Source organism: Vibrio sp. nBUS_14 (assembly GCF_051201655.1).
Classification (GTDB): Bacteria; Pseudomonadota; Gammaproteobacteria; order Enterobacterales; family Vibrionaceae; genus Vibrio.
Genome location: NZ_CP179207.1, coordinates 231,997 through 256,613 on the forward strand (window position 1 = coordinate 231,997; position 24,617 = coordinate 256,613).

Annotated in this window: 18 protein-coding genes and 1 pseudogene; 6 read left to right on the plus strand and 13 right to left on the minus strand. The window is 45.8% G+C overall.

Features of this window, described 5'->3' with window-relative positions; all coding sequences use genetic code 11:
- Window positions 1–44: 44 nt before the first annotated feature.
- From betA to ACMAZD_RS18670, 11 genes are all read right to left on the minus strand, one after another.
- On the minus strand, window positions 45–1,772 hold the full coding sequence (gene betA / locus ACMAZD_RS18620; protein WP_435250135.1) for a choline dehydrogenase: 1,728 nt from the start codon (window positions 1,770–1,772) through the stop codon (window positions 45–47).
- A gap of 71 nt (window positions 1,773–1,843) precedes the next feature.
- Entirely contained in the window at window positions 1,844–3,304 is a 1,461-nt protein-coding gene (gene betB / locus ACMAZD_RS18625) for a betaine-aldehyde dehydrogenase (RefSeq protein ID WP_435250555.1), read from the minus strand.
- Between the two features lie 115 nt (window positions 3,305–3,419).
- A complete protein-coding gene (gene betI / locus ACMAZD_RS18630; RefSeq protein WP_435250136.1) occupies window positions 3,420–4,022 on the minus strand; it encodes a transcriptional regulator BetI in 603 nt (200 codons plus the stop codon).
- Window positions 4,023–4,451: 429 nt separating this feature from the next.
- Entirely contained in the window at window positions 4,452–4,955 is a 504-nt protein-coding gene (locus ACMAZD_RS18635) for a hypothetical protein (RefSeq protein WP_435250137.1), read from the minus strand.
- A gap of 9 nt (window positions 4,956–4,964) precedes the next feature.
- Window positions 4,965–6,647: an LruC domain-containing protein gene (locus ACMAZD_RS18640; RefSeq protein WP_435250138.1), complete on the minus strand. Its 1,683-nt coding sequence runs from the start codon at window positions 6,645–6,647 to the stop codon at window positions 4,965–4,967.
- A gap of 209 nt (window positions 6,648–6,856) precedes the next feature.
- Window positions 6,857–8,041, minus strand: a complete 1,185-nt coding sequence (locus tag ACMAZD_RS18645; protein WP_435250139.1) for a M24 family metallopeptidase — start codon at window positions 8,039–8,041, stop codon at window positions 6,857–6,859.
- Window positions 8,042–8,078: 37 nt separating this feature from the next.
- Complete coding sequence (locus ACMAZD_RS18650) at window positions 8,079–9,422, minus strand: TRAP transporter large permease (RefSeq protein ID WP_435250140.1); 1,344 nt, start codon at window positions 9,420–9,422, stop codon at window positions 8,079–8,081.
- Complete coding sequence (locus tag ACMAZD_RS18655) at window positions 9,419–9,961, minus strand: TRAP transporter small permease (RefSeq protein ID WP_435250141.1); 543 nt, start codon at window positions 9,959–9,961, stop codon at window positions 9,419–9,421. Before ACMAZD_RS18655 ends, ACMAZD_RS18650 begins: the two co-directional genes overlap by 4 nt.
- A gap of 120 nt (window positions 9,962–10,081) precedes the next feature.
- Window positions 10,082–11,125: a TRAP transporter substrate-binding protein gene (locus ACMAZD_RS18660; RefSeq protein WP_435250556.1), complete on the minus strand. Its 1,044-nt coding sequence runs from the start codon at window positions 11,123–11,125 to the stop codon at window positions 10,082–10,084.
- Window positions 11,126–11,311: 186 nt separating this feature from the next.
- Entirely contained in the window at window positions 11,312–12,523 is a 1,212-nt protein-coding gene (locus tag ACMAZD_RS18665) for a M20 aminoacylase family protein (RefSeq protein WP_435250142.1), read from the minus strand.
- Between the two features lie 101 nt (window positions 12,524–12,624).
- Entirely contained in the window at window positions 12,625–13,419 is a 795-nt protein-coding gene (locus tag ACMAZD_RS18670; protein ID WP_435250143.1) for a maleate cis-trans isomerase family protein, read from the minus strand.
- Between the two features lie 310 nt (window positions 13,420–13,729).
- On the opposite strand from ACMAZD_RS18670, the gene ACMAZD_RS18675 reads away from it, so the two are divergent.
- Window positions 13,730–14,221 (plus strand): Lrp/AsnC family transcriptional regulator, encoded by a 492-nt coding sequence (locus ACMAZD_RS18675; RefSeq protein ID WP_004732456.1) that lies wholly within the window; start codon window positions 13,730–13,732, stop codon window positions 14,219–14,221.
- A 175-nt stretch (window positions 14,222–14,396) separates the two neighbouring features.
- Here the strand turns inward: ACMAZD_RS18675 and ACMAZD_RS18680 are convergent, their stop codons facing one another.
- Both ACMAZD_RS18680 and ACMAZD_RS18685 read right to left on the minus strand, forming a co-directional pair.
- Window positions 14,397–15,596 (minus strand): diaminopropionate ammonia-lyase, encoded by a 1,200-nt coding sequence (locus ACMAZD_RS18680; protein WP_435250144.1) that lies wholly within the window; start codon window positions 15,594–15,596, stop codon window positions 14,397–14,399.
- 337 nt (window positions 15,597–15,933) lie between these two features.
- The gene (locus tag ACMAZD_RS18685; RefSeq protein ID WP_435250145.1) at window positions 15,934–17,034 is read right to left on the minus strand and encodes an alpha/beta hydrolase; all 1,101 of its coding nucleotides are present in this window, start codon (window positions 17,032–17,034) and stop codon (window positions 15,934–15,936) included.
- A gap of 280 nt (window positions 17,035–17,314) precedes the next feature.
- Here ACMAZD_RS18685 and ACMAZD_RS18690 point away from each other — a divergent pair, with 280 nt between their 5' ends.
- The 5 genes and pseudogenes from ACMAZD_RS18690 to ACMAZD_RS18710 all read left to right on the plus strand — a co-directional run bounded on the left by ACMAZD_RS18690 (window position 17,315) and on the right by ACMAZD_RS18710 (window position 24,365).
- Window positions 17,315–18,019, plus strand: a complete 705-nt coding sequence (locus ACMAZD_RS18690; RefSeq protein WP_435250146.1) for a response regulator — start codon at window positions 17,315–17,317, stop codon at window positions 18,017–18,019.
- A 36-nt stretch (window positions 18,020–18,055) separates the two neighbouring features.
- On the plus strand, window positions 18,056–19,375 hold the full coding sequence (locus ACMAZD_RS18695; protein ID WP_435250147.1) for a sensor histidine kinase: 1,320 nt from the start codon (window positions 18,056–18,058) through the stop codon (window positions 19,373–19,375).
- 135 nt (window positions 19,376–19,510) lie between these two features.
- A pseudogene (locus tag ACMAZD_RS18700) lies at window positions 19,511–19,786 on the plus strand (hypothetical protein).
- Window positions 19,787–20,331: 545 nt separating this feature from the next.
- A complete protein-coding gene (locus tag ACMAZD_RS18705; RefSeq protein WP_435250557.1) occupies window positions 20,332–22,716 on the plus strand; it encodes a M4 family metallopeptidase in 2,385 nt (794 codons plus the stop codon).
- A gap of 113 nt (window positions 22,717–22,829) precedes the next feature.
- Window positions 22,830–24,365, plus strand: a complete 1,536-nt coding sequence (locus tag ACMAZD_RS18710) for a M28 family metallopeptidase (RefSeq protein WP_435250148.1) — start codon at window positions 22,830–22,832, stop codon at window positions 24,363–24,365.
- Window positions 24,366–24,617: the final 252 nt, after the last annotated feature.

Consider the following 24,617-nt stretch of genomic DNA (forward strand, 5'->3'; position numbering starts at 1 on the left):
TTATTCTTTGCTACTTTTGCTATTTTTCAAACAATAACAGACGCTTACGCTTCTCGTACTGGCTTATTGATTCTTTGTGTTTCTTCCCATTCCGGTGCTATCCATACCGGAACGTTTTGCTCTTTTAGAACGGGCTTGCCCAGAATCAGATCCGAGGCACGCTCAGCCACCATGATGGTAGGTGCGTTAAGGTTACCGTTTGGAATAACAGGGAAAACAGAGGAGTCGACCACGCGCAGATTATCAATACCGCGAACACGACACTCTTCATCAAGTACCGCCATTGGGTCATCATCAGCGCCCATTTTGCAGCCACAAGAAGGGTGATAAGCACTTTCAACGTTCTGCTTAACCCATTCGTCGATCGCTTCGTCAGAAGTTACGCTCAGACCAGGCTGAATCTCTTCGCCACGATAAACATCCATAGCAGGTTGCGACAAAATCTCACGCGTCAGCCGAATACAATCGCGCCAATCTTGGCGGTCTTGTTCGGTCGAAATGTAATTGAAAATGATCTCAGGCTTGACATGTGGATCAGCCGAAGTGATCGCCACCGTACCGCGACTTTCTGGTTTATTAGGCCCAACGTGAACTTGGAAGCCGTGACCATCAAAAGCCGCTTGTCCGTCGTAACGCATCGCTGCTGGCAGGAAGTGATATTGAATGTTTGGCCACTTCAAGCCTTTGCGAGAGCGAATGAACGCGCACGATTCAAAGTGGTTAGTAGCACCCAAACCTTTACGAGTCAGAATCCATTCCGCGCCAATCATGCCCTTGCTGACTAAACCAAGTTTGCTGTTGAGAGTGATGGGTTCGTTACAGTGGTATTGGAAGTACACTTCTAAGTGGTCTTGTAGGTTTTCACCGACACCACTGAGTTCGTGTTTCAGCTCAACGCCCGCCTTCTCAAGTACCGCTTTAGGGCCGATACCAGACAGTTGCAGCAGTTGAACAGAGCCAATAGAACCCGCAGAAGAGATCACTTCTTTGTTCGCTACCGCGACTTGGGTATTGCCTGACTTTTCAAACTCGACACCAACCGCTTTCAAGCCTGATTGACCTTTTGATGACTGGTCTTTTACGACGAGTGACTCAAGTAAGAAACGACGTGCCACGATGCCTTTTTTCAATATAAGGTTTGAACGCTTCAATGCACGGCGTAGATAAGCGTTAGAGGTTGAGGCTCTAACCCCCTTGTCTACCGTCATGTGCATGGTGCCGAAGCCTTCTTGCTGATAGCCATTGTAGTCTTGTGTTTCTGGGTAACCGGCGTCTTTACCTGCATCGATGAAGGCTTGATAAAGTGGGTTAAGCGCCATATCGTTACCGTTACATGTACCGACTGGGCCATTGTCACCACGGTATTCGTCGCCACCTTTGTTCCACGATTCAGCACGGCGGAAATAAGGCAAACACGCTTGGTAATTCCAACCCGCTGCGCCCTCTTCTTCCCACTGGTCGAAGTCGCATGCGTGGCCACGCACGTAAACCATGCCGTTGATCGATGAGCTACCGCCTAACACCTTGCCGCGTGGGCAGTGCAGTTCACGCCCATCAAGGCCCGGTTCCTGCTCGGTTTCAAATTGCCAAGCGTACTTTTCAGTATTCATTGGGTAAGAAAGCGCGGTTGGCATCTGGATAAAAATGCTCTTATCTGTACCACCCGCTTCGAGTAATAAAACGCTATGTTCACCGCTTTCTGTTAGCCTATCCGCTAACACACAGCCGGCCGAACCCGCGCCGACGATAATATAATCGTAGCGTTGTTCCATGTTATCTATTCCCTGAGATGAGTCAGTTGGGCTAACTCTATTACGCTAGCCCGTTAATCGAGTGTTACGCGTTAGGCATAAGGGCTGGCGTAGTCGCCAAGTTCAATAAGAATGCTCTTAGTCTGCGTATAGTGGAGTAGAGTCTCTGGTCCGTTTTCACGGCCAACCCCTGAAAGTTTGTAGCCACCAACAGGCATTTCTGCCGGTGAGTCACCCCACGTGTTCACCCAGCAAATACCCGCCTGCATTTGATGAATAACACGGTGAGCGCGAGAAAGGTTTTGCGTGAATACGCCAGCAGCAAGGCCGTATTGAGTATCGTTAGCACGACGAATCACATCGCCTTCATCAGTGAACTTCAACACTGACATAACCGGGCCGAAAATTTCTTGCTGAACGTGAGGCATGTCGTCATGGCAATCTGTGAATACTGTAGGAATAACAAAGTTACCGTTTGCTAAGCCGTTTTCCGTCACTTGGTAACCGCCAGTCAGCAATGTAGCGCCCGACTGTTTAGCCAGCTCAATCGCTTCAAGGACTTTTGAAAGATGTTCTTTAGAAATCAACGCACCGATCTGAGTCTCCATATCCATCGGGTTACCAATAATGAGCTTTTCAGTACGTGTTTTAAGTTGATCGATGAAATCGTTGTAGATATTTTCATGAACGTAAACGCGAGTACCGTTAGTGCACACTTCGCCTTGGGTGTAGAAGTTTGCGACCATAGAAGCTGACACCGCATCGTCCAATTTCGCGTCATCAAAGATGATCATGGGTGATTTACCACCGAGCTCCATCGTTACAGACTTGAGTGTTTTTGCACTGTCTGACATTACCGCTTTGCCCGTACCTGTTTCACCCGTGAAAGACACTTTAGCGATGTCAGGGTGAGCCGTTAGTATTTGACCCACTCGGTAGTCACCTTGAACTACGTTAAACACGCCATCAGGAAGGCCAGCTTCTGTGAAGATCTCAGCAAGCTTAAGTGCCGTTAGCGGCGTTTCTTCTGAAGGCTTGAAAATCATCGCGTTACCCGCAGCGAGTGCTGGAGCCGATTTCCACATAGCGATTTGGATAGGGTAATTCCACGCGCCAATGCCCGCACAAATACCTAGCGGTTCGCGGCGTGTGTAGAAAAATTGAGTGTCACTAAGGGGTTGTTGATCGCCTTGCAACGTAGGTGCTAGCCCTGCGAAATACTCAATAACGTCAGCGCCAGAAGCCACATCGACTTCGATCGCTTCTTGTAACGGCTTACCCGTATCGACAACCTCAAGGTTCGCAAGGTCATCATTTCGAGCTCTAAGTATCTCTACCGCCTTTAAAAGAATACGGCTACGTTCTACGGCTGTCATTGCTGACCACACCGCAAATCCGCGCTTCGCCGATTCAATCGCATGTTCAACGTCAGCTGAAGAAGCTTGGCCAAGCGTTGCGATAGGTTCACCGTTTGCAGGGTTAATGCTGACGAAAGTTTCGCCTGAGGTAGCGTCAACCGCTTTACCATCGATGTATAACGAGTTCATTTCCATTTGATCTTCTGACTTAATCATTGTTTTAGACTCTATCGGTCTATGTATTTGTGAATGCATATCGTTGTTGAGAGCGAGCCTTTTGAGCTCACTCACTAGAATTTTTGATGAATCATTAATCGCGCTGACACGAGTAAAACGTAAGCTGCTTGTCTAAGTAGTCATTGATGATTGCACGAGCTTTATCGGCGTTAATGCCTTCAGGATTGAGCGTCCCTCTCAGCCAGATCCCATCAATTAATGATGCAATGCCGTGTGCGATCAATTCCGCTTGAACAGGTTGAAAAATCGATTTTAATTCAATAAGTAAGTGAGAAATCAAACGCTTTTCATTCACGCGTTGAAGACGCTTGAGTTGAGCGTCATGCATCGAATAAGACCAGAATGCGAGCCATGTTTTCGACACTTTATTTTCCGCTTGATAGCCTTCGAAATTACCGTTGATGATAGCGTTGATCCTTTGCTGGTGAGCATCAGCAGGGAGCGCTTTTAATTCTGTTGTTACGGTATTCGAAAGTTGACGCAGTATTTCTCGCATGGTCTCTTCAAGCAGGCCATGTTTCCCACCAAAATAGTGATTAATGATCCCTGTCGACACACCCGCCTCTTTACTGATCAGAGCAATGCTCGCAGCATGTAAACCTACTCGATCAATCACGGTCATCGTAGCTTGGACGAGTTGTGGTTTACGTATATCAGGCATCCCTACCTTGGGCATTTCTTAGTCCTTTTATTTTTCATTGAACGTTCAATTAATTATAAAATGACAGAAAAGTCGTTAGGGTTCAAATTATTATTTAAAACAAACTCGTAACAACACAGCATCCAAACCACAACAAATCACTTAAAAACAAACACTTAAATATCATTCAGGGTACTAATGAAATCAATTAAAGATTTGAGGTGTGATAGTTATTGGTCAAATGTTTTTACTCAATAAGCGTAAAAATCAACCACACCTAACCCACAAAGAAACTCGGGGTGAGTGATGTGCAACTGGCTTTTAGGGTAGGAATTGAAGACCAAATAACAAGAATGAGAACGGAAAGGAGAAGTAGAATAAAAAGAACTGGAGCACCCTCATTTATTTGGATGCACTAGCTCTAAGCGGACCACTAATAGGCAATGATTGACTGACTCAAAACATCTAAAACGCTAGGTGGCAACTGTTGCTCGCTTGGTTCATTTTAATCACCCAACTCTGCTCTTGTACTTTGCTGCTCATCGGAACCCAACGGGCATAGATTTGCTCCCAATTACCATTGACCTCCAGTTCCACGACATCGGTATGAGTTGGGTAAACCGTGGTAATTCTGGAAGTGGGCTCTGCCACCACATCGCCGTTACTCATAACGAATGCTGATTCAGAGTATAAGTGCAAGGCACCGAGCGTCACACCGGTGTAATCCAACGACAAACTGATTTTCTCACCGATATCAAACGAGAAGTCGACGGGGGCCACAATATCCGAGGTGTTGATTGCCGCAGCCGCAACAGGTTGAGAGGGCGTTGCGGGTGATTGAACCGGCGTTGGGGTAACAACTGGAGTCTGCGCTGGTGATGCACTTGAGTTGCCACCACTGCCTCCTCCACAGGCGCTAACCAACAACGAGAGAGATGTCATAGCGATTAATTTACTCGTATTGTTCATGGTTCTCTCCTATTCATCCGTCGCTGAAATAACTTTATTGATGGTCGATGCTTTGTACCATTCTCTGTCTGTTTCGCCGTTACTGGTTACCCAGGTTGGAAATGATGTGTAAGCTTCACTGATATCAACCAACTCCACTGGGTGATCCCACTCATCACGAATATTAATAACCCATGGCATATTATTGCTGGTTTTGAAGGACTCAGAGCCTGAAGAGCTATCATCGTGGCTGTTGAACAAAGTGTCATTCATATCACTGGTACCTGAAAACTCTTTTAAGTGAGTTTGCCACGTCATACCCGGAGGGGTCGCAACGAAGTCACCGTGATAAGTACCATCAGCCCCAAAGATAAATGAATCATAAGGAGGATAACCTACGTCATCACGTGATACTGGTGTAGTAAACTCCACGTAAAGCTGATATTTAAGCACCTCAGCGTTTTGCACCCCAGAACACGCACTTTGGGTTCGGTAGAAAACACAGCTTTCTGTTAACTCGCCTAAGTTTTCCAGATCCTCTCTTAGGTCTTCTGACACCATCAATATCGTCTCACTGTCTCCCGCTTGTAAAATCGTGTGACCGACTGCAACACCGTTACGAGTTAGTGTGGTAGATGCTACGTTCGCAGGTAAAACATTCGGTAGTTTCACTGCATAACCATTCGAGTAACCCGCACCCATCGCTTGAAGTGTGTAATCTACGGTTAAATTTTTGAGTTCTCGTTGACCATTAAGCTGCTCCGTCACTTTGTAACGCCATACCACGTCATTAAAGTCGTAGTCGCCTTTCAATGGCCAATTGTCTTCAAATGCGATCGTTGCGTAGCTGTTTGAACTTGGGTACACCGTTGTTACAGTCACATCTTCGTTGTTCTCTTGAACAAGCACCTCATACTTCGAATCTGTTGTGCCGTCCTCGTTAACCCCATCAACAGCAATAAATGGCGTAACTTCAACGGTAAAGATCAAATCATTAAAGTCGTTGTCTCCAGTTGGACGGTAAATGTCCTCAAAACCAAGTACCAAAAACTCATTCTCTGTATCCAAGAAGGCAACATTGTGTCTTCTATTTTCGGCTGTCGCCTCTGGGTTAATCGAAGGATAGCTGTAGAAGGGTACTCCCCAACCACCAAGCCACGGGATGTTGTTATAAGATCCTTCCCAACCCCAACCATTGGAAATGATGAAAAAAGCCAATGTTTGGCCTGCAGTAAGTTGGACACTGAGATCAATAGAGTCCCCTTCTTGCATTTCCCCAACATCAGCAACGGACGTATTAGGAAACACCACGACATGTGCGTTGATATCGTCTTTAGTTGCTGGAGGGTTATTGGTATCAAAAACGAAGTAGCCAAGGGTGTTGCGGTAACCCGCCCCTTCGTTTAAGAAAGTGATTGTGGCAGTAGCGTACTCTGCACCGTCCAACTCATCATCAATGTCGATGCTCGAGTAGCGCTCAGGTGCAATAAAAGCGCTATTGACCGTACTTCCTTCAGGCAACATCAAATAGACGTTAGTTAAAACATCTTGAGGAAGTGACGCTGCAACCGAGTAAGTATTATTGGGTTTGCCTTTTGCAGAATAGTTAGAAGCATCCGCTCCAGACTCAAATGTTAAGTCCGCAGTGGTCAACGCCAACGCGACACATGGCATCAAGCAACTAGGCAGTATGACTGAATTCCAATTTCTCATTATGTTCCCTCTTCACTAGCCTTAAACGTGTAGATAGATATATGGAGCAAAGATAATGCCGGGAATTAATCTATTATTTAACAGTACTTTAGAGTTTAATCTTCCGTTTCTCTCATTTTGAGAATGAAGTTGATTTGAAAAAAGCCGCAGGTTTATTCGCGACCTTTATTTGAGTGGGGGGATGTGACTAGAAAGCAACGAGCACCCAATTATTGAGTAATAATCGGCATCGATTGCCAGACTCTTTGGTGCAGCATCTCGCAGCCAGACTCTGTGATGACGATGTTTTCCTCGTGTACCATCATACGGTTTTTCGCAAACGCCATGCCCGGCTCAAGGGTTAACACCATACCGGGTTTTAATATCACATCCCCATTTGGCACATGTGATGGCCATTCAGTTAGCTGCATGCCTAAGCCGTGCCCCATGCGACCCACATCGTTGCCGAGTGCACCGTTCTTTTCGAGCACCGACCACATGGCTTGCCACACGTCTCCGGTTGTTCGTCCCGGCTCTGCAATCGCGAGCCCTGCTTCTGTCGATTGATAAACGGCGTCATAAGCCGCTATCGTATCTAGCTGCGCATGCCCAAACGCATAATTCCGGTCAAAATCACTGAAATAGCCATCAAAGTTGGCCCCCGTATCGATGATCAACACGTCACCTTCAGAGAGCACACGATCCGTTGGCCCCATGATGATGTTGTCATAGCCACCTTGGCCAGATGCCGAAATCAAATAAGGACACGCATCGGCACCCAAACGCAACATCTCCAAATGCATGGCTTTACACGCCTGTCGCTCTGTCATCCCTATAGCGAGATTATGACGAAGATACTCAAAGCCCGCCGCCGTGACTTGGCAAGCGAAGCGTACTTTATCGATCTCCGCTTGAGACTTAACACTGCGAAGATCGCGAACCATCAGTGACACATCAACCACACTATGTTGGCTCAATTTCTGCTGTAACAATACATAGTTAGCGGCTGGCATACGCAAATGTGTTTCAGGGCCAATCATCGAACCGATTCTGCGAGAACCCTTGGAGACCTCAGATAGCGTAGAAGCTAACAAAGAGATGCCGTCATCTTCTGGCCTTGGTGACGGCCAACTGCGCACATCGTCAATCCATGTATCGTCAAAACCAGCCACACCAATCTCTGGCACTACCGCTATGGGCTTACCAACCGCTGGCACCACCAAAAACCAAGGTCGAGTTGGGCTTTCCCAAAACTGCGATTTAAAACCACTGAAATAGCGGAATTCAGGCTCGGTCGTGAAAAACGCAGCATCGATGTTTTGCGCGCGAAGACGTTGTTGCAACTCGACAGTACGTTGCTCTAGTTCTGCTGATTCAAACCCTCTCTGCGGAGGTGTTAATGGCAGTATACTCATATCTCTATCCTTGATTGAATAAGGGTAACTCGACGGATTAATTGAATAAAATGTCTCTTGGTAACAGAGCGATATTTGGGAAGAAAATCAGCAACGCAGACATCAATATCAAGATGAGGAAAAACGGCAGTGTTCCGCGGATCACTTCCATATAAGGACGCTCGAAAATCGCAATCGCGGTGAATATGTCACAACCGAATGGCGGCGTGGCCGACCCAATCGCCATTTGTAGCGTCACCATCACACCGACCAAGATTGGATCGATGCCCGCAGCCTCAACAATCGGCATGAAGATGGGTGTCAAGATAAGCAGCACCACCAACGAGTCCACGAACATGCAACCGACAAAGAAAGTCAGTGCGATAACAAACAGAATGAATTCAGGCGAAGCGTCTTCTAGATTGAGGGGAGCCAACAACTCTTGAGGAATTTGTTCAAACGAGATGTACCAAGAGAACGCCTGACCAACACCCACTAGCATAAATACCACCGCCGTAATCAAGCCAGTATTTAACGCCGCATCGCAGATGTCTTTTACGCCAAGTTTGCGATAAAAAATGCACTCAACGATGATCGCATACAGCACAGCGAATGAGGCCGCTTCGGTTGGCGTGACAATGCCCGAATAGATACCACCGATAATCAAAGCAGGAAAACCAAGAGGAAGAATCGCTTTCTTGATCGCTTCAATGCGTTCTGCGGTGTTGGCTTTTTCAACCAAAGTGATGGTGTCGCTGTGTTTTACGCTGTAGACATAGCTGTACAACGAGAACAGACTCGCGAGCACTAAACCTGGGCCAATACCGGCAATGAATAATTCACCCACACTGGCGTTAGCTAAGGTGCCGTAAAGAATCAAACCGATACTCGGTGGGATAAGAAACGCGATGTCACTGGCATTAATGATCAACGCCATCACAAAGCTGTCTTTGTAGCCTGCTTGCAGCAACTTCGGACGCATGATCTGGCCGACCGACACCACGGTCGCTTGGGTCGAACCGGAAACAGACCCAAACAAGGTACAACTGATACACGTCGTAATCGGTAACCCACCACGCAGATGTCCAACAAACGCTTGAATCAGGCCAAGTAGGTTATAGGCCGTGTGTCCACGCGTCATAATATCGGCCGCCAAGATAAACATGGGAACCGCAATCAATGCGTTGGGTGAGATGCCCGTGACCATCTGCTGAATAAGCACTCCCGGCTCAACCTGAGAGAAATGAATCAAGCCAATTAGAGCCCCAACCGCTAGCGGCACAATCATTGGGAAGCTCAAAAACAGCAGAATCACCATCACAGAAACAAGAGTAAATGTGATGACATAAATATCTAATTCGCCGGCAATAATGTCTGAGAAAAACTGTGCTACATCGCTCATTCGAACTCACCTACTTTTGTGTTTCTATTTTCAATCACGTCAAATGACACGTAGATCTCTTTGTGCAGTAAGTTCATCAAGAAACTCATGCTGTATTGCAATCCGGCAATGAAAAAACCAATCGGAATGATCGCGTACACCCAATAAACCGGGAACTGCAGGGCTGGACTTAATCGATTGATGTCTTTGAGCTCTTTGACGTAGAAGAACGCATGGTAGGTGAGGTAAAACATCAGCATCGCGGTGAGTAGCGCAATGCTGGTTGTGAGAACTTTTTGAGCTTTGGCACTCAATGAATCGTAGACCGCGGTCATGCGAATGTTTCGACCTTGGCGCACCGCATAAGCGAAGCCAATAAAGGTGACTGAGACGATCAAAAACTGATTGAGTTCTTCTGAGAAAAACAGGCTTTTGTTAAAGGCATAGCGACCAATCGCATTGGCCGTGGAATTGATCATCATCGCGAGAATGGCGGTCATGATTAAAAAGCGTTCTAGCTTTTCTGTCGCGACGCTTATTTTATGTAGCAGTTCTTTCATAACAGGCAGTGCTCCATACTTCGTTCAGTGACAGGGGTCCATTGCCACAATTTGGAGAAGGTGGGGATAAGCTACCCGCTGCCAATAAACAGCGGATAGTATTCATCCTAACAACGCTTTCTATTGCGTCGCTGAAGCAGCCTTCACTTCATCTAGGATTTCTTCGAGAATGGTTTTCGCACCCTCACGCGCTTCACTTTGCTCACCAGAAGGATAAGCATTTGCTACCACGTCATAGTAAGTCGTGTGCAGCTTTTGACTGAGAACCTTGAAGCGTTCACGCTCTTCCTCAGTTAACACAACCACTTGCATGTTTGGACGCTCTTTTAAGATCTTGTCCATGTTCTCTTTGTTGATGCGGATCTGATAATCGTATGCGGCTTGGTCTGCCGCTGTGATCGCTTTGTCGACCATCGCTTTCTTCTCTTCTGACAGGCCGTTGTACCACTTGCTGTTGGTCGAAACGGTGCTCACATAAGGTTGCTGACCTGGGAACATTAGGTAATCTTGAACCTCATGCCACTTCGCGTTGTAGATGAAGTAGATAGGGTTAACCATGCTATCAATGGTCTTAAGTTGCAGTGAACCGTACACTTCGCCCCAAGAAAGAGGGGTAGGTGTTGCACCAAACGCTTTGTAGGTTTCAACAGGAATGGTTGAAGTGAAAGTACGGATCTTCTGGTTCGAAAAATCTTCAGGTGTGCGGATAGGTTTGTTGCCACCCCATACCATTTCGCCTTCAGACATCATCGACAACAGCTTAAGGTTTACGCTCTCAAACTTAGGTGCCAGCTTGTTGTAGATGGTTGGGCTTTCCGTTAACACCTTATGCGTGATCGCTTCATTGGTACCCAGTACATACGGCAAGCTCACCGCTTGTACTTCAGGAACATAAGACCCTAAGTGACCCGCGCCTACAGACACAAATTGAATGGTGCCTTTGGCAGCCAGTTCTACGATGTCGTTTTCTGTACCCAGTTGACCGTAGTAATAGATGCGAACACGGATGTCACCATCAGATTCCTTCTTAATCACTTCCGCAAATTTTTGCGCATAGATGTCTTGAACGTCTGTTTTGTCCTCCTCTGAAGCAAACTTCCATGTTTCGGCATGAACGCCAAAAACCATGCTCAAACTTAGCAGTGCTACGCCTAATCGTTTCATCATGTCTTTCCTTTTTATTATCCTAATTACACGCTGATGACCTTGGTCACTTCACGCGCTTCAGTTTTGGCTGTGTCGACAATAAACTCCGTTTAAAGTCAACTACCTTGCAGTGCCAAATGCATCACTGCTGAATCTGTTTCTCTTCTGATTGCTTCTAATTGAGCTGCTTCTAATTAAGTGTTTCTAAATTGATCGTGCTAAACGATCGTTCACCAACTGAATCCAGTAACTCGCACCGAGCTTTAAGATGACGTCGTTAAAGTCATATTCAGGGTTATGCAATGCGCAGCCACCGACCGATTCCGTGCCATTACCCAGCAGCACATAACAGCCCGGTTTAACGCGTAACATGCTTGAGAAATCTTCCGAAATTGTCAGTGGGTCGCAGGCGTCATTAACATTCTCGACACCAAGCACCTTCTGCGCGGCAGCAACCGAATATTGGGTTTGTTGCTCGCTGTTGATGGTTGGGTAGAAGGTATTGATAAACTCGAAGTCGTAAGTCGCGCCTGCTGCCTGACAAATGCCCGCCACAATCCTTTCCATACTTTGTTTGATTCGATCGAGAGAGGCTTCAGTGAAGCAACGACAATCACCTTTAATGGTTACTTGGGTCGGAATAACGTTAACTGTGCCATCGGTAATAAACTCGGTCGCAGAGACTACAGCCGTATCGTGAATCGCACTGAGATTACGAGATACTATGGTTTGAAGACCAAGAATGACTTGTGAGCCAACGACTAAAGGATCGACCCCTTGATGCGGCAGGGCGGCATGCCCACCCACACCGTTGATCGTGATCTCAAAGCTGCTCTCACTCGCCATTAATGATCCAGGACGAACCATCAATTCACCCTCCGCTAAACCGGGAAAGTTATGTACGCCATACACTTCATCAATCGAGAATCGCTCAAACAAGCCGTCATCAATCATCGCTTGTGCGCCGCAGCCATGCTCTTCATCGGGTTGAAAAATGAAATACACCGTGCCATCGAAGGTTGAGTTCCCTGCCAATAGGTTTTCGGCTAAATAACTTGCCGCGCCAAGCAACATTGCAGAGTGCCCATCGTGGCCACAAGCGTGCATCTTCCCATCATGTTGTGAGCAATGCGCAAAGCTGTTTTGCTCATGAATGTGTAGCGCATCCATATCAGCTCTTAGGCCAATACTCGTTTCACTTGCTCCGGAACGAAGTATCCCTACCAATCCTGTTTTACCGATGTTACGCACCACTTCTACGCCAAAGCTCTCAAGCTTACTGGCGATGAAATCAGAGGTAAGATTGACGTCAAAGCCACACTCAGGAAAGCGGTGCAAATGCTGACGCCATTCCGTCATGCTTTGAATAAGCAGCGAAGACAGTTGGTCAGGTTTAATCGAGAAAGTAGACGGCATAGTAGTGATCCCAAAGTGTCATTCTTTGTATTAACGTTAAATGTAGAGTTAGCTTGGCTGCTGAAGTTAAACGCCAAGCGAGCAGCTTTAATCAAAGGTCGTTACAACAACAGCGACCTTCGGCAATTATCTGAGGATGGTTGGAGATGGTACTCTAGCAGTGCACCAAACCCTTTAATGGGTATGGGGTAGTTCATCAACTGAAGCGAGTGCCAAGCCAACACCTGATTGCTGCTGACAACGGGCTTATCTAATCGCGCTTCAATAGATTCAACAACGGATGCTGCTCGTAATGCCGTGCAAGAGATAAACAGAAGATCCGCTTCAGGGTCACAGACTTGTAGTGCGGCGTGTTTAATGTCCATTGGATCAATGAACGTCATCGCGGTGTCATCTTCAAAGCCAAAGCCAGCGATGCTCAGCACCTCGATGCCTTGCGACTCAAAAAATGCAGCCACGTCTTGATTCACGGCTTCGGTATAAGGCGTTAATACCGAGATACGCTTCGCTTTAAAGCTGTCGAAAGCCGCTAAGGCAGCGGTCACCGGATTCGTTACCGCAGCGTTTGGGCGAGACTGATGAATGAGCTGGGTAATTCGCTCGCTGCCAATCGCTATGGTGCCGGAGGTACAAGCGTAAATCACCACATCCAATTCGGTGCCCGGTAGGATGGTATCCGCACAAGCAGCGAGCCCCGGTTCCATCTTACGCAGGTTTTCTATCGTCAATGGATTGTAGTTTCTTAGGCGGCTGGTGAACGATTGCACATCGTTTGGATACAGCGCGTTTAAATCACGCTCAATATTGAAATCTGTCGCCAACGCAATCACACCGACGCGTCCTGCTGGTGCCAATTGTTCTAATTCAAACTGTAAAGTAGCGATTGCAGATTTCATACTTTCCGACTCCTTGAACTGCCGATATCAACACTCAATAAATGTTAACAAAATGTATAATATAAACTTCAAGCTCTGTTAATTTGAACTTTACATTTCGTTCACAAGGTTAATAATGCACCGATAACTTTAAGGATTATCATTAAACGAACACCTTATCGTGCGGAAATTCCGCATTTTTATTGCGCTATAATGATTTTTTTCTCTCATTCATCGAGGGCGAATTGTTAAGGCTAAATACCTTTAACTCGATCACACACTGGTTCAAAAGAAACAATTAATTTACAAACAGATATTGGGAAGTATGGGTATGACACAGCAACCTGCATTGGTGGTCGACAGTTTCGACAAGAAGATCCTCAACATCGTACAAGACTCAAACAGAGCTACTTCAGACAAAATTGCAGAAAAGGTAGGGCTCTCTCCTGCTGCTGTTCAGCGCCGTTTAAAACGCATGAGAGCACAAGGTGTCATTCAAGCTGATGTCTCAGTGATCAACCCAAAAGCAGTCGGCCATGGAATGACGTTTATCGTTCAGGTAACGCTAGAGCGTGAGCGTGTGGATTTGATGCACAATTTCAAAAAAGAAATGAGTTCAAACCGCTCAGTACAGCAGTGTTATTACGTGACCGGCAGTTCAGATTTCATCATGATTGTCACTGCAGCAGACATGGAGGGATACGACAACTTTACTCGTGAAGCCTTCTTCGATAATGCCAATATCAAGAGCTTTCAAACCAATGTGGTGATGGATAACGTTAAGGTAGGGCTGACAATTCCAATTGATGAGCAGCGCGATTGATGACCGGATCGATTAGAAAACAAGGCGTGTCGTGAAATGAAGTAAAAAATGAGAGAAAAAAGACGGTATGAAGAAACCTTACATACCGCCAACCTTGGGGCTTACTTTATTATTTGTTGTTCGCGATTAACGGCTAACTACTAACTGCTAACTGCTAACTATGTACTTTTCGCTATTAGATTTTGTTGTCGATGATTTGTTGGTAGAGATCCGGGTCGGTTGCTCCTTCAGTACCAATCACCAACACTCGGCTGTCTTGAGTTAAATTCAATTTTTCAGCGAAATTTGGGGCCTGCTTAGCGATGATCGCTGCAGCAAATCCAGGAACTGCAGATTCCCCCCCTTCTATCGCTACTTCCGTTTTTTCACCACTCGCCAGCATACGCATCGATTGAGGAATGGCCTCTTCGCTCAGCGTCATAAAATCATCAGCGCCATTTTGTAGAATCGTCCACGCCAAGCTTGAAACCTCACCACATGCGAGTCCTGCCATCAGCGTCTCTAAGTCGCCCGTAACCACAATCGGTTTACCCGCTTGAGCACTCTTCTGTAAGCAGTTAGCCTGCTCAGGTTCGACGATAATAAAACGTGGACGCTCAGCGCCCCACAGATCCCAGAAGTAACCACAAACAGCGGATGCCAAACCGCCCACACCGCCTTGTACGAAAACATGAGTGGGGATTTCACCATCCAATTGCTCGACAATTTCAGCCAACATCACGGTATATCCCAGAGCAACGTCTTTAGGTATTTCCATGTAGCCTTCGTAAGAGGTGTCCGACACGATCACGCGATTTTTCGCTCGCGCTTCTGAATCGGCCAAACGAACCGATTCATCGTAGTTACCGGTGATGCGAACCACTTCTGCGCCAAACGCTTCCATCGCTTGCTTACGCCCTTCCGACACATCGCGATGAATGTAAATCACACAATCACAACCAAACATTTGTGCGCCCCACGCGACCGAGCGGCCATGGTTTCCGTCTGTCGCACAGCTGACAACAATTTCAGCAACTTCTGATTTCCATTCCCCGTTGAGCAGCTCACTGATGGTCGGATTCTTCCCATAACGGTTGGCGATCTCAATCTGAAGCTGACGCGCAACCGCATAAGCGCCACCGAGTGCTTTAAAACTCTTTAGGCCAAAACGCTGCGATTCATCTTTGTACCAAAACTTGTTTACGCCGATCTCAGCAGAGATAGCATTCAGCTCATGCAAAGGAGTAACAGAGTAGCCTGGCCATTGAGAAATATCTTTAATCGCCTGTTGTGAGTTCGCGACACTTAAAATGTCACGCTGCTCACTCGAGTATTCCAATTCAGGGCGTGCTTGAGGGTTAGCGTAGTGTGTCAGAGTGCCTGCCAGTAACTGCATAAATGATCGTCCTTATTAGTCATTCACATGCTCCTTACATCGTTAGATTATAGAAACCTATCGGCCAGTAAGGCTGCGGATAATAAATTCTATCGACAAAAAAGTGCCGTGATTACACATTCTTATCACTCGATCTGCGGGAATTAATTGTTACACCATGGTTAAATGCAGTATTTGTTCATCTTATGACATGAGTAAAGCATTCGTTGTTAGAACAGATAAAAACCTTTGCTCAACCACTACAAAGGTAAAACTAAAAACATCAGACACAAAAAAAGGCTGGTAATGACAGAGCCAAGACCAACCTTTGCGGAGTCATTATTGCTACTTTCTTTGACTACTCAATACGTGTAATGAAACCATACTTATCCGAGTCGGCTTTGGTCATCCAGTGTTCACCGGAAGCGGGGGCTGAATCTAAAGTGAAGATGTAGAAATCGATCCCTTTGCCTCCCATCACCTTTGTAAAATAGGTCGCTTGTTGACGATGACTCTCGTTGGTGTACGGGAATTCTTTCGCCGTTTTATCACCCTCGGCCCAACTATGCACACCAACCTGCTTATTCAGTTCAACGGCCTTGGTAGTATCAGCGCGTTGCAAAATACGTGGATTACCTGCAGCAAACAAGTCCGTGCCGCCAGAGAACACTGACCCCGTAGGCGTTACGATCGTCGTCATGTTGTTATTGTGGATCATGCGACCAGTGTACATATTGATATCATCGTCGGCACTACCACCAATATGGTTGGTAAACTTCAGCGTCATCTCACTGCCTTGATACAATTTTACAATATCAAACAGCTGAGAATAAGTTGATGCACCCAGAGTCGACTGAATTCGATCAACAGCGCCAGTCTCATTGAGCACATCGCGGTAAAAAGCATTGAAAGCAAACGACGTGGTGATCGTAACCTTGTTCCCACTTTTGGTTTTACTCAGGATTGTAGAGCCCAGGCTCGTCACGTATTGCGACAACTCGCTTTGGTATTCAAGCTTAACAGCAAGCTTTCTATCGCTCGTTGTCGTTTGGATTAACGTCGTATCATTGCCAATTGAACGTTGAGCCGTACCACAATCAAACACGTCCAAACCCTTACTCTCCGTGTAGATACCACAGCTCTCAAACCCTGCATCAGGAAAATACAGGTCAACGCTTTGACCTAAACTATCCGCAAGACTGACCACTTTTTGCACATCACTAATGTCTTCAGCAAACAGAATGGTTTCATACTGCACACCATCGTAAGTCAGCTTCATTGCCTTTTGGAGCTCTTCTCGCTCTTGATACAACTTGCCTAATTTCACTGATGAAAATACGTAATCAGCCTTAGGTTTCGCTTGCGCTTTAGTAGCAGGCTTATTCGAACTGGAACTTGAATTGCAGCCCGCTAAAAGAATCAAAGGTAACGCCAGTAATGCCTTTCGATAGTGGTTCATTGAATTATTCCCATCATGTTTTGATGGGAATGATTCTATTATTTAAAGACATACACATCTGTCTCATGAATGTATGAGAATGTAATTCTTTTTGAACGTTGTTTTTTATTTTCCCAAAAAGTCAAAATCATCATTGAACTGGCGTAGAAAGTGTTTAATCATTCACGTCAGGTATTTTACGTAAAGTATGGAAATTGGATATCTAGTAATAGCTAGCAATACCACAAGGCTCCCTCACGTAATCTCAATAAATGAAACGCACGATAAGGCTGATAATGGAATGACAAAACCTAAAATGATCATCGTAGAAGACGATTTAAAACTTCAGCGAATGCTAAAGGATTACTTTGTTACGCAGGATTTTGATGTCTCCACATTAGATGATGGTAGTGATGCTACGCAAACCATCCTTGCCGAACAGCCTGATATCGTGTTGTTAGATTTAATGCTCCCTGTAACCGATGGACTGACAATATGCCGACAGACGCGTACGCACTGTAAAGGTAAAATCTTGATGCTCACCGCTAGCGATGACGACTTTGATCACGTCGCTGGTTTAGAGACAGGGGCTGATGACTATGTCACCAAGCCAATTAAACCAAGAGTTCTGCTGGCCAGAGTTCGTTCGCTATTACGCCGCCAAGACGTCAATACGGCTTCAGTCGATGACTCAGACAACCTTCAGTTTGATCAACTCGTTCTGAAAAACACCTATAAGAAGTGTGAACTTTCAGGTGCCATTTTATCACTCACTGACAGTGAATTTGACCTACTTTGGTTATTGGCAAGCAACCCAGATACACCGTTATCTCGTGACTACTTGACGCAAACATTGCGCGGGATTGAGTACGACGGAATAGACCGCACAATAGATAACAAAGTCGTGCGTCTAAGAAAGATATTGGGCGACGACCACACACCAGCAGAGAGAATTCAGACCATTCGCGGTAAAGGCTACTTGTTTGTTTCAACCGCCTGGCATTAACTTCGCTCACTACGAGCGTAATGAAAGAGAGCGATTATGCGACGTATCTTTTTGGAATCCCTATTAGGGCTGTTAGTTTGCTTTATGGGCGGCATTGTCGCCTACGAAATCTGTGTCTATCAGCTTAATACCGACTACGAATATGTTCTGCAAGATTATGAAGCAACAGCCCACCAGCAACTCATAGAAAACATCGCTAAAAATCAGGGACTTGAAGCGGCTCAACAAGCCATGAACCAGTTTGTCGAAACCACTCGCAATAAACTGGTGACGTTCAACCCAAAAGATGAAATACCAAACCCAGTTTCGGAGTTCTTCAGTACCAACCCAAATACCTTTATCTTTCATGATGATGAACGTGATCTATGGTTTCGCTTAGCAAGCAGTGACAATACCTATCACTACCTACCCAACAGTGAAGCGTTCGTTAGGCAAAAAATAGAGTTGGAAGATGACCTCATTTGGTTGTTCTTCCTAGCAAGTTTTATTTTATACGGCTTATGCCACCTATTTATCATCTTCCGCCGAGTTAAGAAGCTTGAATCAGCAACTCTAGCCTTTGCAGAGGGAGATCTCTCTTCACGAGCCGAGACCTCAAGTGGTATCGCCATCGGCTCACTCAACAAATCCTTCAACCTAATGGCCGACCGAATCCACCGCTTGATTGAGAGTAATCGCTCACTCACTAATGCCGTCGCTCATGAACTGCGCACGCCGATATTCCGTATCCAATGGCAAGCTGAAATGCTCAAAGAAACGCCACTCAACGAGTCTCAGCAAAACACTGTAGAAAGCATTGTTGAAGATACCGAAGAGATGGAGAAGATGGTCGATGAACTATTATGTTACGCCAAATTGGATAGCTGCGACCTCGAGAATTTGCAGCAGCCTGTCGAGATAAATGACTTTCTTGGTCACGCAATGACGCGTTGGAAAAAAGACACTGAGCTCGACATCAACCTATCACTGCCAGAGCAACCTTACGAGGTTCTTGCGGATGAGATACTGCTGAACCGCGCCCTAGATAATCTCGTACGCAACGCCATGAAATTCGCACGCTCTCAGGTGTTAATTGAAGCCAGCGCGCATCAAGAACAACTGAAAATTGCAGTACATGATGATGGCGATGGTGTGGCTCAAGAGCATCAGGCTCGCCTGTTTGAACCGTTTTACGTTGGCGACAAAGCGCGTAACAAAGCCAAGAGCGGTCATGGTTTAGGGCTTTCTATCGTCGAGAAGATCTGTGCTCAACACAACGCAACCGTGGAAGTGGGTAAGAGCCAAGCCTTGAAGGGTGCGGTATTCACCATAACCATTCAGCTATGTAATGATTCAACTGATAAACCCATACAGTAACTACAAAACACCTCTGGAATAATGTTCAACATCGGTCGGGGGATGCTGTCCCCCATGAACTTATTGAATCTAGATAATCATGACATTGCCTTTGTGGCTTGCCATCTCGATTCCAATCATTCTTAAGGTATTTTTATGAAAAAGTTATTAGTTGTTTTAGGCATTGTTTCTCTAGCAGGTTGTTCAGGTATCAGCCACAACGAAGAAGCTTACACAGCGCACGCTGAGAGCTTCAACATTGTCGGTTTCCAAGTTGCTGGTAACACACAAGATCGTGCAATGGAATGAGTACCAGAAGGCACTACGATTGAGACTATTCGCTCTACAAACTCTGACACAAGCTCTGTTCTGGGTGTCATCAACCGTATTATCGGTATCGACTACGTTCAAGTTGGCGGTAAGAAGCAGTAATTTACTAAAGCCTATATGCCTTTAAAGGCTAGCCTGTACAAACTAAGTTCATCTAAGCCAGTGACCTCGTCACTGGATTTTTTCATCCAGCCGTTTTTGTACTCTGTGCCAAATAAGTTCTTAATTACCCTGCCCTCTTATAAGTAACAATTCTAAAAATAAGCCTAAAAACCTTCAATTTCTTATCAAAATGGCCCCTAAATTCGCTTTATTACCTCCCGCTTAAACTAACACGCCCAAATCGTTAATCCTTCTATCAGCCCAAAATTCGTTAATTGAGGCACAGATAAATTTACCCAGAAATCTTAATTTCTATAAAAAAATAACAATCAATAAAAGTGTCATAATTTTATAAATAAACATATAAGTGCATTCAAAAATAAACAGAAACGATAACTATCTGTAAATACGAGAAATATAATTTTCATGAATAAAAGAGATCATTGCCATGCTACTAATTAATCAGATCGAATAATGTAAATTCGTTGCGATAATTTTGTTACGTTTTCATAGATTTTACATGGAAAGAGAAAATAACAATGAAAATGAAAATGAAAAAGCGTTTAGTTGCCGTTGCTATAGCGAGTGCTATGTCTTTAACAGTGCATGCAAGTGAATCCGTTAACATCGATCAACCGATCAACTTTACTAGCTTTTCTGGGTTGAACACTCAGTTAGGTGTCAGTAACGCTTCTAGCTTTAAGATGGTGAAGGAAGTTAACCTCAAAAAGCGTGGTATCTACAAAGTTAAGATCCAACAGAACATTTGGGGAACACCCGTTTGGGGGCATTACCTAAACGCCACTCAAAGTGTACAAGGTGGCGCACTTAAATCGGTTCAAGGCAGCTACCTTAAAACGACGACCCTAGAGCGATCTTTTGTTAAACCATCAATCAACAGATCCCAAGCCGTTGAGCTTGCGAGTAAAGATCTCAAGGTTCAGGGCTTAACCAGCAAATCTCTAGACAACGTACAACATGAGCTGTTTATTTATCAGGGGACATCTAACCAAGGAGCCGATAAACAAGGCATTGGTAAACAAGGTGCGGATAAAACACGCCTAGTCTACGTTATCTCTTATCTCGTTGAAGGCAGCGAACAACCGACTCGACCATTCACCATGCTAGACGCGCACACTGGCGAAGTTATCGACCGTTGGGAAGGTATTGCTCACGCACAGATCGGTACTGGTCCCGGTGGTAATGAAAAAACAGGTATGTACGAGTACGGCACCGACTACCACTACCTTGATGTGGTAGAAAATGGTACAGAGTGTGTGATGGAGTCGGAGAATGTTGTCACCGTTGACCTAAATGGTGCGACCGATGGCGACACTACTTACAGCTACGAATGTCCTCGTAACGAGCATAAAGAAGTGAACGGAGCCTTCTCTCCACTCAACGATGCGCACTACTTCGGTAACATCGTGTTCGACATGTATAAGAACTGGTTCGACACAGCGCCACTCTCTTTCAAACTCATGATGCGTGTTCACTACGGTAACAACTACGAGAACGCATTCTGGGATGGCAAGGCAATGACCTTTGGCGATGGTGAAAGCTTCTTCTACCCACTTGTTAGCCTGGACGTGTCAGCGCATGAAGTGAGCCACGGTTTTACAGAACAAAACTCAGGTTTGATTTACGCGAATCAATCAGGTGGTATGAACGAAGCTTTCTCTGATATGGCAGGTGAAGCGGCGGAATACTACATGAAAGGCACCAACGACTGGATGGTCGGCCGTAATATCTTTAAAGGCGATGGAGCTCTGCGTTACATGGACGATCCATCACGAGATGGTTCTTCAATCAACAACGCATCTGAGTATTACGATGGCTTAAATGTGCACTACAGCTCTGGTGTGTTCAACAAGGCCTTCTATCACCTTGCAACCACACAAGGCTGGGATACTAAAAAAGCATTCGAGCTTTTCGTGCTATCCAACCAAATCTACTGGTCGGAAAACAGTGACTTCTGGCAGGGTGCTTGTGGCGTGAAAAACTCAGCAAACGACCTCGGCTACAATGCCGATGACGTTGTTTCTGCGTTCGCTCTTGTGGGTGTTACCCCATGTGCAGAGCCACCACTGCCGCCAGAACCGGAATATCAACGCCTTGAAAACGGTGTTGAAGCTGCAGTTGCTGGTGAAACCGGCTCAAAAACTTACTTCGATATCGAAGTACCAGAAGGCCAAGACAAGCTAACGATTGATCTTGCGGTATCTACTGGTGATCCGGATATGTATGTCGGTCTAGATTACGCACCAAGCCCGCAAGAGAATATCTGTAAGAGTGAAAGCGTGACTGACGAAGTGTGTGTGATTGAAAGCCCAATAGCTGGTCGCTACACGGTGAACATTCTGGGTTACTCAGATTACGCAGGTGCAAATCTGAAAGCATCATACGAATCAGGCAATGCTAACATACCGCCAGTTTCTTCTTTCGAACACACCATTGTCGGCAAAGAAGTAGAACTGCGCAGCACAAGTTCGGACAGCGATGGTCAGATCGTCTCTTACCAATGGAACCTTGGTGATGGCAACACACAAACCGGTGAAGTGACTCGTTATACCTACGCTGAAGCTGGCGACTACGTGGTGACTCTAACCGTGACTGACGATGCAGGCGTTGCAACATCAACAAGCAAGTCGATTACGATTGAAGGTGACTCAGCAGAAGGCTTCCCACTAAAACTGAAGTTTGGTAACAAAAACCCGAATGGCAAAGCTCGCGTTAAGCTGGCATGGGATTACGACACCAATGACTACTTCGTGATTAAGCGTAATGGTAAGAATGTTGGTGCTACAGACTTTAACTCATACGTCGACAAGTTCCGTCACAACGGCACAGTAGATGTTGAATACCAAGTGTGTACCTCAAGCGATATCTGTTCAGAAACCAAGCACTACCGTTTCATTAAAACACAATAATCGATAGTAAATTCAGGGCTCCGAAAGGAGCCCTTTGACTATGTGGGTAATGAAAGCCCTCATAACTAAAGCAATCAGAAAAGCAACAATATCAACGATAGAAAGGACATTAAATGGCTATTCAAAAAAGCATTCTCGCTGTGGCTCTATTTGGCAGCGCTACGGCTTACGCATCCCTGGGGATTACACCGCCAAAAAACTCAGAAGTTTGGATCACAACCGATGCTGACGCTCAGCACCTGATAGTTGAACACGGTGCAACGGTGTACCCAGCGGTGAATGGAAACAAACACTCGGTCGTTGCAAAAATCAACACGAAACAACTGGCTGCGCTCTCGAGCCACATGCACGAAGAGACTCACCGTTGTGGTGGCTACATGGTGCACGAAGACAAAGCAAGTGCGCTTAAAGCTTCGGCAATGCCACTAACAATGAGCACCTTCGAAAAGCCGGTGATCAGCCATCAAGATACGGTCAACGATTTGCTTGCTCAAGTTGAGTCAAGCAACATGGTTACGACCATTGAAAATCTAACCAACTTCACCAACCGTTTTTATACTACTTCTACTGGTGTCGCTGCTTCAGATTGGCTTTTAGAGCGTTGGGAAACCGAGATTAAGGATGTACCATACGCATCTGCACGCCAGATCACGCATGCCGAATATCCACAAAAATCCGTTGAAGTGACACTGCTTGGCGCTAAATATCCTGAAGAGATCGTCGTTGTTGGTGGACACCTTGATTCGACCGTTGGATCTTGGACAAGCGAAGGCACCATCTCACCGGGAGCCGATGATGATGCGTCTGGCATTGCAACGGTAACAGAGTCGCTTCGCCTGATGATCGCCAGTGGCATTCAGCCAGACAAAACCATTAAGTTCTATGGCTATGCTGCAGAAGAGGTAGGGCTGCGCGGCTCACAAGATGTCGCCAACGCTTTAAGAGATGAGCAAGCAAACGTTATATCAGTACTGCAATTAGACATGACCAACTACAACGGTTCAGCGCACGATATTACCTTCATCACAGACTATACCGACAGTAACTTAACCGCCTACTTGAGCGAGCTGATCGACACTTACGCTAGTGAGATCAGTTACGGTTTCGATGATTGTGGCTATGCCTGTTCTGACCACGCCTCTTGGCACAATGTTGGCTACCCAGCCGCCATGCCATTCGAGAGCATGTTCAATGATTACAACCCAAGTATTCATACCCAGCACGACACGCTTGAGAACTCCGACCCTACGGCGACACACGCGACTAAGTTCGCCAAACTGGCCATTGCTTACCTTGTCGAAACCAGCCTTGATTCGCCTGTTACAGGTCCTAAAGAGCTGCAAAATGACGTGCCTGTTGAAGGACTTACTGCAGGATATGGTGAAGAGCAGTTCTTCACATTTACGACTCAAAGTGCAGGTCAGTTAACGGTCACATTAACAGGCCCTCGTAGTGGCGATGCCGACCTTTACGTGAAACACAACGGCACCGTATCGAAAGCAAGCTACGATTGCCGTCCATACCAGAACAGCAGCAACGAGCAATGTGTATTGAACAGACCAGCGGGTGAATTCAACATCATGGTGCGCGGCTATCGTAACTTTAACGATGTCACCATCGTCGCTAACTTCGTGCCGGGTTGGCAGTAACTAACCACTTAGGCGAAAACATAACGCAGCTGAACTGGCTGCGTTTTTTTGTCAGTGGCAATGAAGATGAAAATAGTTACTTCACCAAAAGCTAATTAAGCACCCCTAAATATAAATAAAAGGTTATATTTTAATTAAGTAGTTTAAGCCCCTTACTCCTAATACGTCCACCTTATATTCAATTCTATAAATAACCAACACGAACAATAAAGCAATCACTTAATTAGTTAATGCTTATTCTATTGCTCTCTA

Coding starts and splice junctions, on each gene's coding strand:
- betA (WP_435250135.1), bottom strand. CDS start 1,772: ATGGAACAACGCTACGATTATATTATCGTCGGCGCGGGTTCGGCCGGC.
- betB (WP_435250555.1), bottom strand. CDS start 3,304: ATGGAAATGAACTCGTTATACATCGATGGTAAAGCGGTTGACGCTACC.
- betI (WP_435250136.1), bottom strand. CDS start 4,022: ATGCCCAAGGTAGGGATGCCTGATATACGTAAACCACAACTCGTCCAA.
- ACMAZD_RS18635 (WP_435250137.1), bottom strand. CDS start 4,955: ATGAACAATACGAGTAAATTAATCGCTATGACATCTCTCTCGTTGTTG.
- ACMAZD_RS18640 (WP_435250138.1), bottom strand. CDS start 6,647: ATGAGAAATTGGAATTCAGTCATACTGCCTAGTTGCTTGATGCCATGT.
- ACMAZD_RS18645 (WP_435250139.1), bottom strand. CDS start 8,041: ATGAGTATACTGCCATTAACACCTCCGCAGAGAGGGTTTGAATCAGCA.
- ACMAZD_RS18650 (WP_435250140.1), bottom strand. CDS start 9,422: ATGAGCGATGTAGCACAGTTTTTCTCAGACATTATTGCCGGCGAATTA.
- ACMAZD_RS18655 (WP_435250141.1), bottom strand. CDS start 9,961: ATGAAAGAACTGCTACATAAAATAAGCGTCGCGACAGAAAAGCTAGAA.
- ACMAZD_RS18660 (WP_435250556.1), bottom strand. CDS start 11,125: ATGAAACGATTAGGCGTAGCACTGCTAAGTTTGAGCATGGTTTTTGGC.
- ACMAZD_RS18665 (WP_435250142.1), bottom strand. CDS start 12,523: ATGCCGTCTACTTTCTCGATTAAACCTGACCAACTGTCTTCGCTGCTT.
- ACMAZD_RS18670 (WP_435250143.1), bottom strand. CDS start 13,419: ATGAAATCTGCAATCGCTACTTTACAGTTTGAATTAGAACAATTGGCA.
- ACMAZD_RS18675 (WP_004732456.1), top strand. CDS start 13,730: ATGACACAGCAACCTGCATTGGTGGTCGACAGTTTCGACAAGAAGATC.
- ACMAZD_RS18680 (WP_435250144.1), bottom strand. CDS start 15,596: ATGCAGTTACTGGCAGGCACTCTGACACACTACGCTAACCCTCAAGCA.
- ACMAZD_RS18685 (WP_435250145.1), bottom strand. CDS start 17,034: ATGAACCACTATCGAAAGGCATTACTGGCGTTACCTTTGATTCTTTTA.
- ACMAZD_RS18690 (WP_435250146.1), top strand. CDS start 17,315: ATGACAAAACCTAAAATGATCATCGTAGAAGACGATTTAAAACTTCAG.
- ACMAZD_RS18695 (WP_435250147.1), top strand. CDS start 18,056: ATGCGACGTATCTTTTTGGAATCCCTATTAGGGCTGTTAGTTTGCTTT.
- ACMAZD_RS18705 (WP_435250557.1), top strand. CDS start 20,332: ATGAAAATGAAAAAGCGTTTAGTTGCCGTTGCTATAGCGAGTGCTATG.
- ACMAZD_RS18710 (WP_435250148.1), top strand. CDS start 22,830: ATGGCTATTCAAAAAAGCATTCTCGCTGTGGCTCTATTTGGCAGCGCT.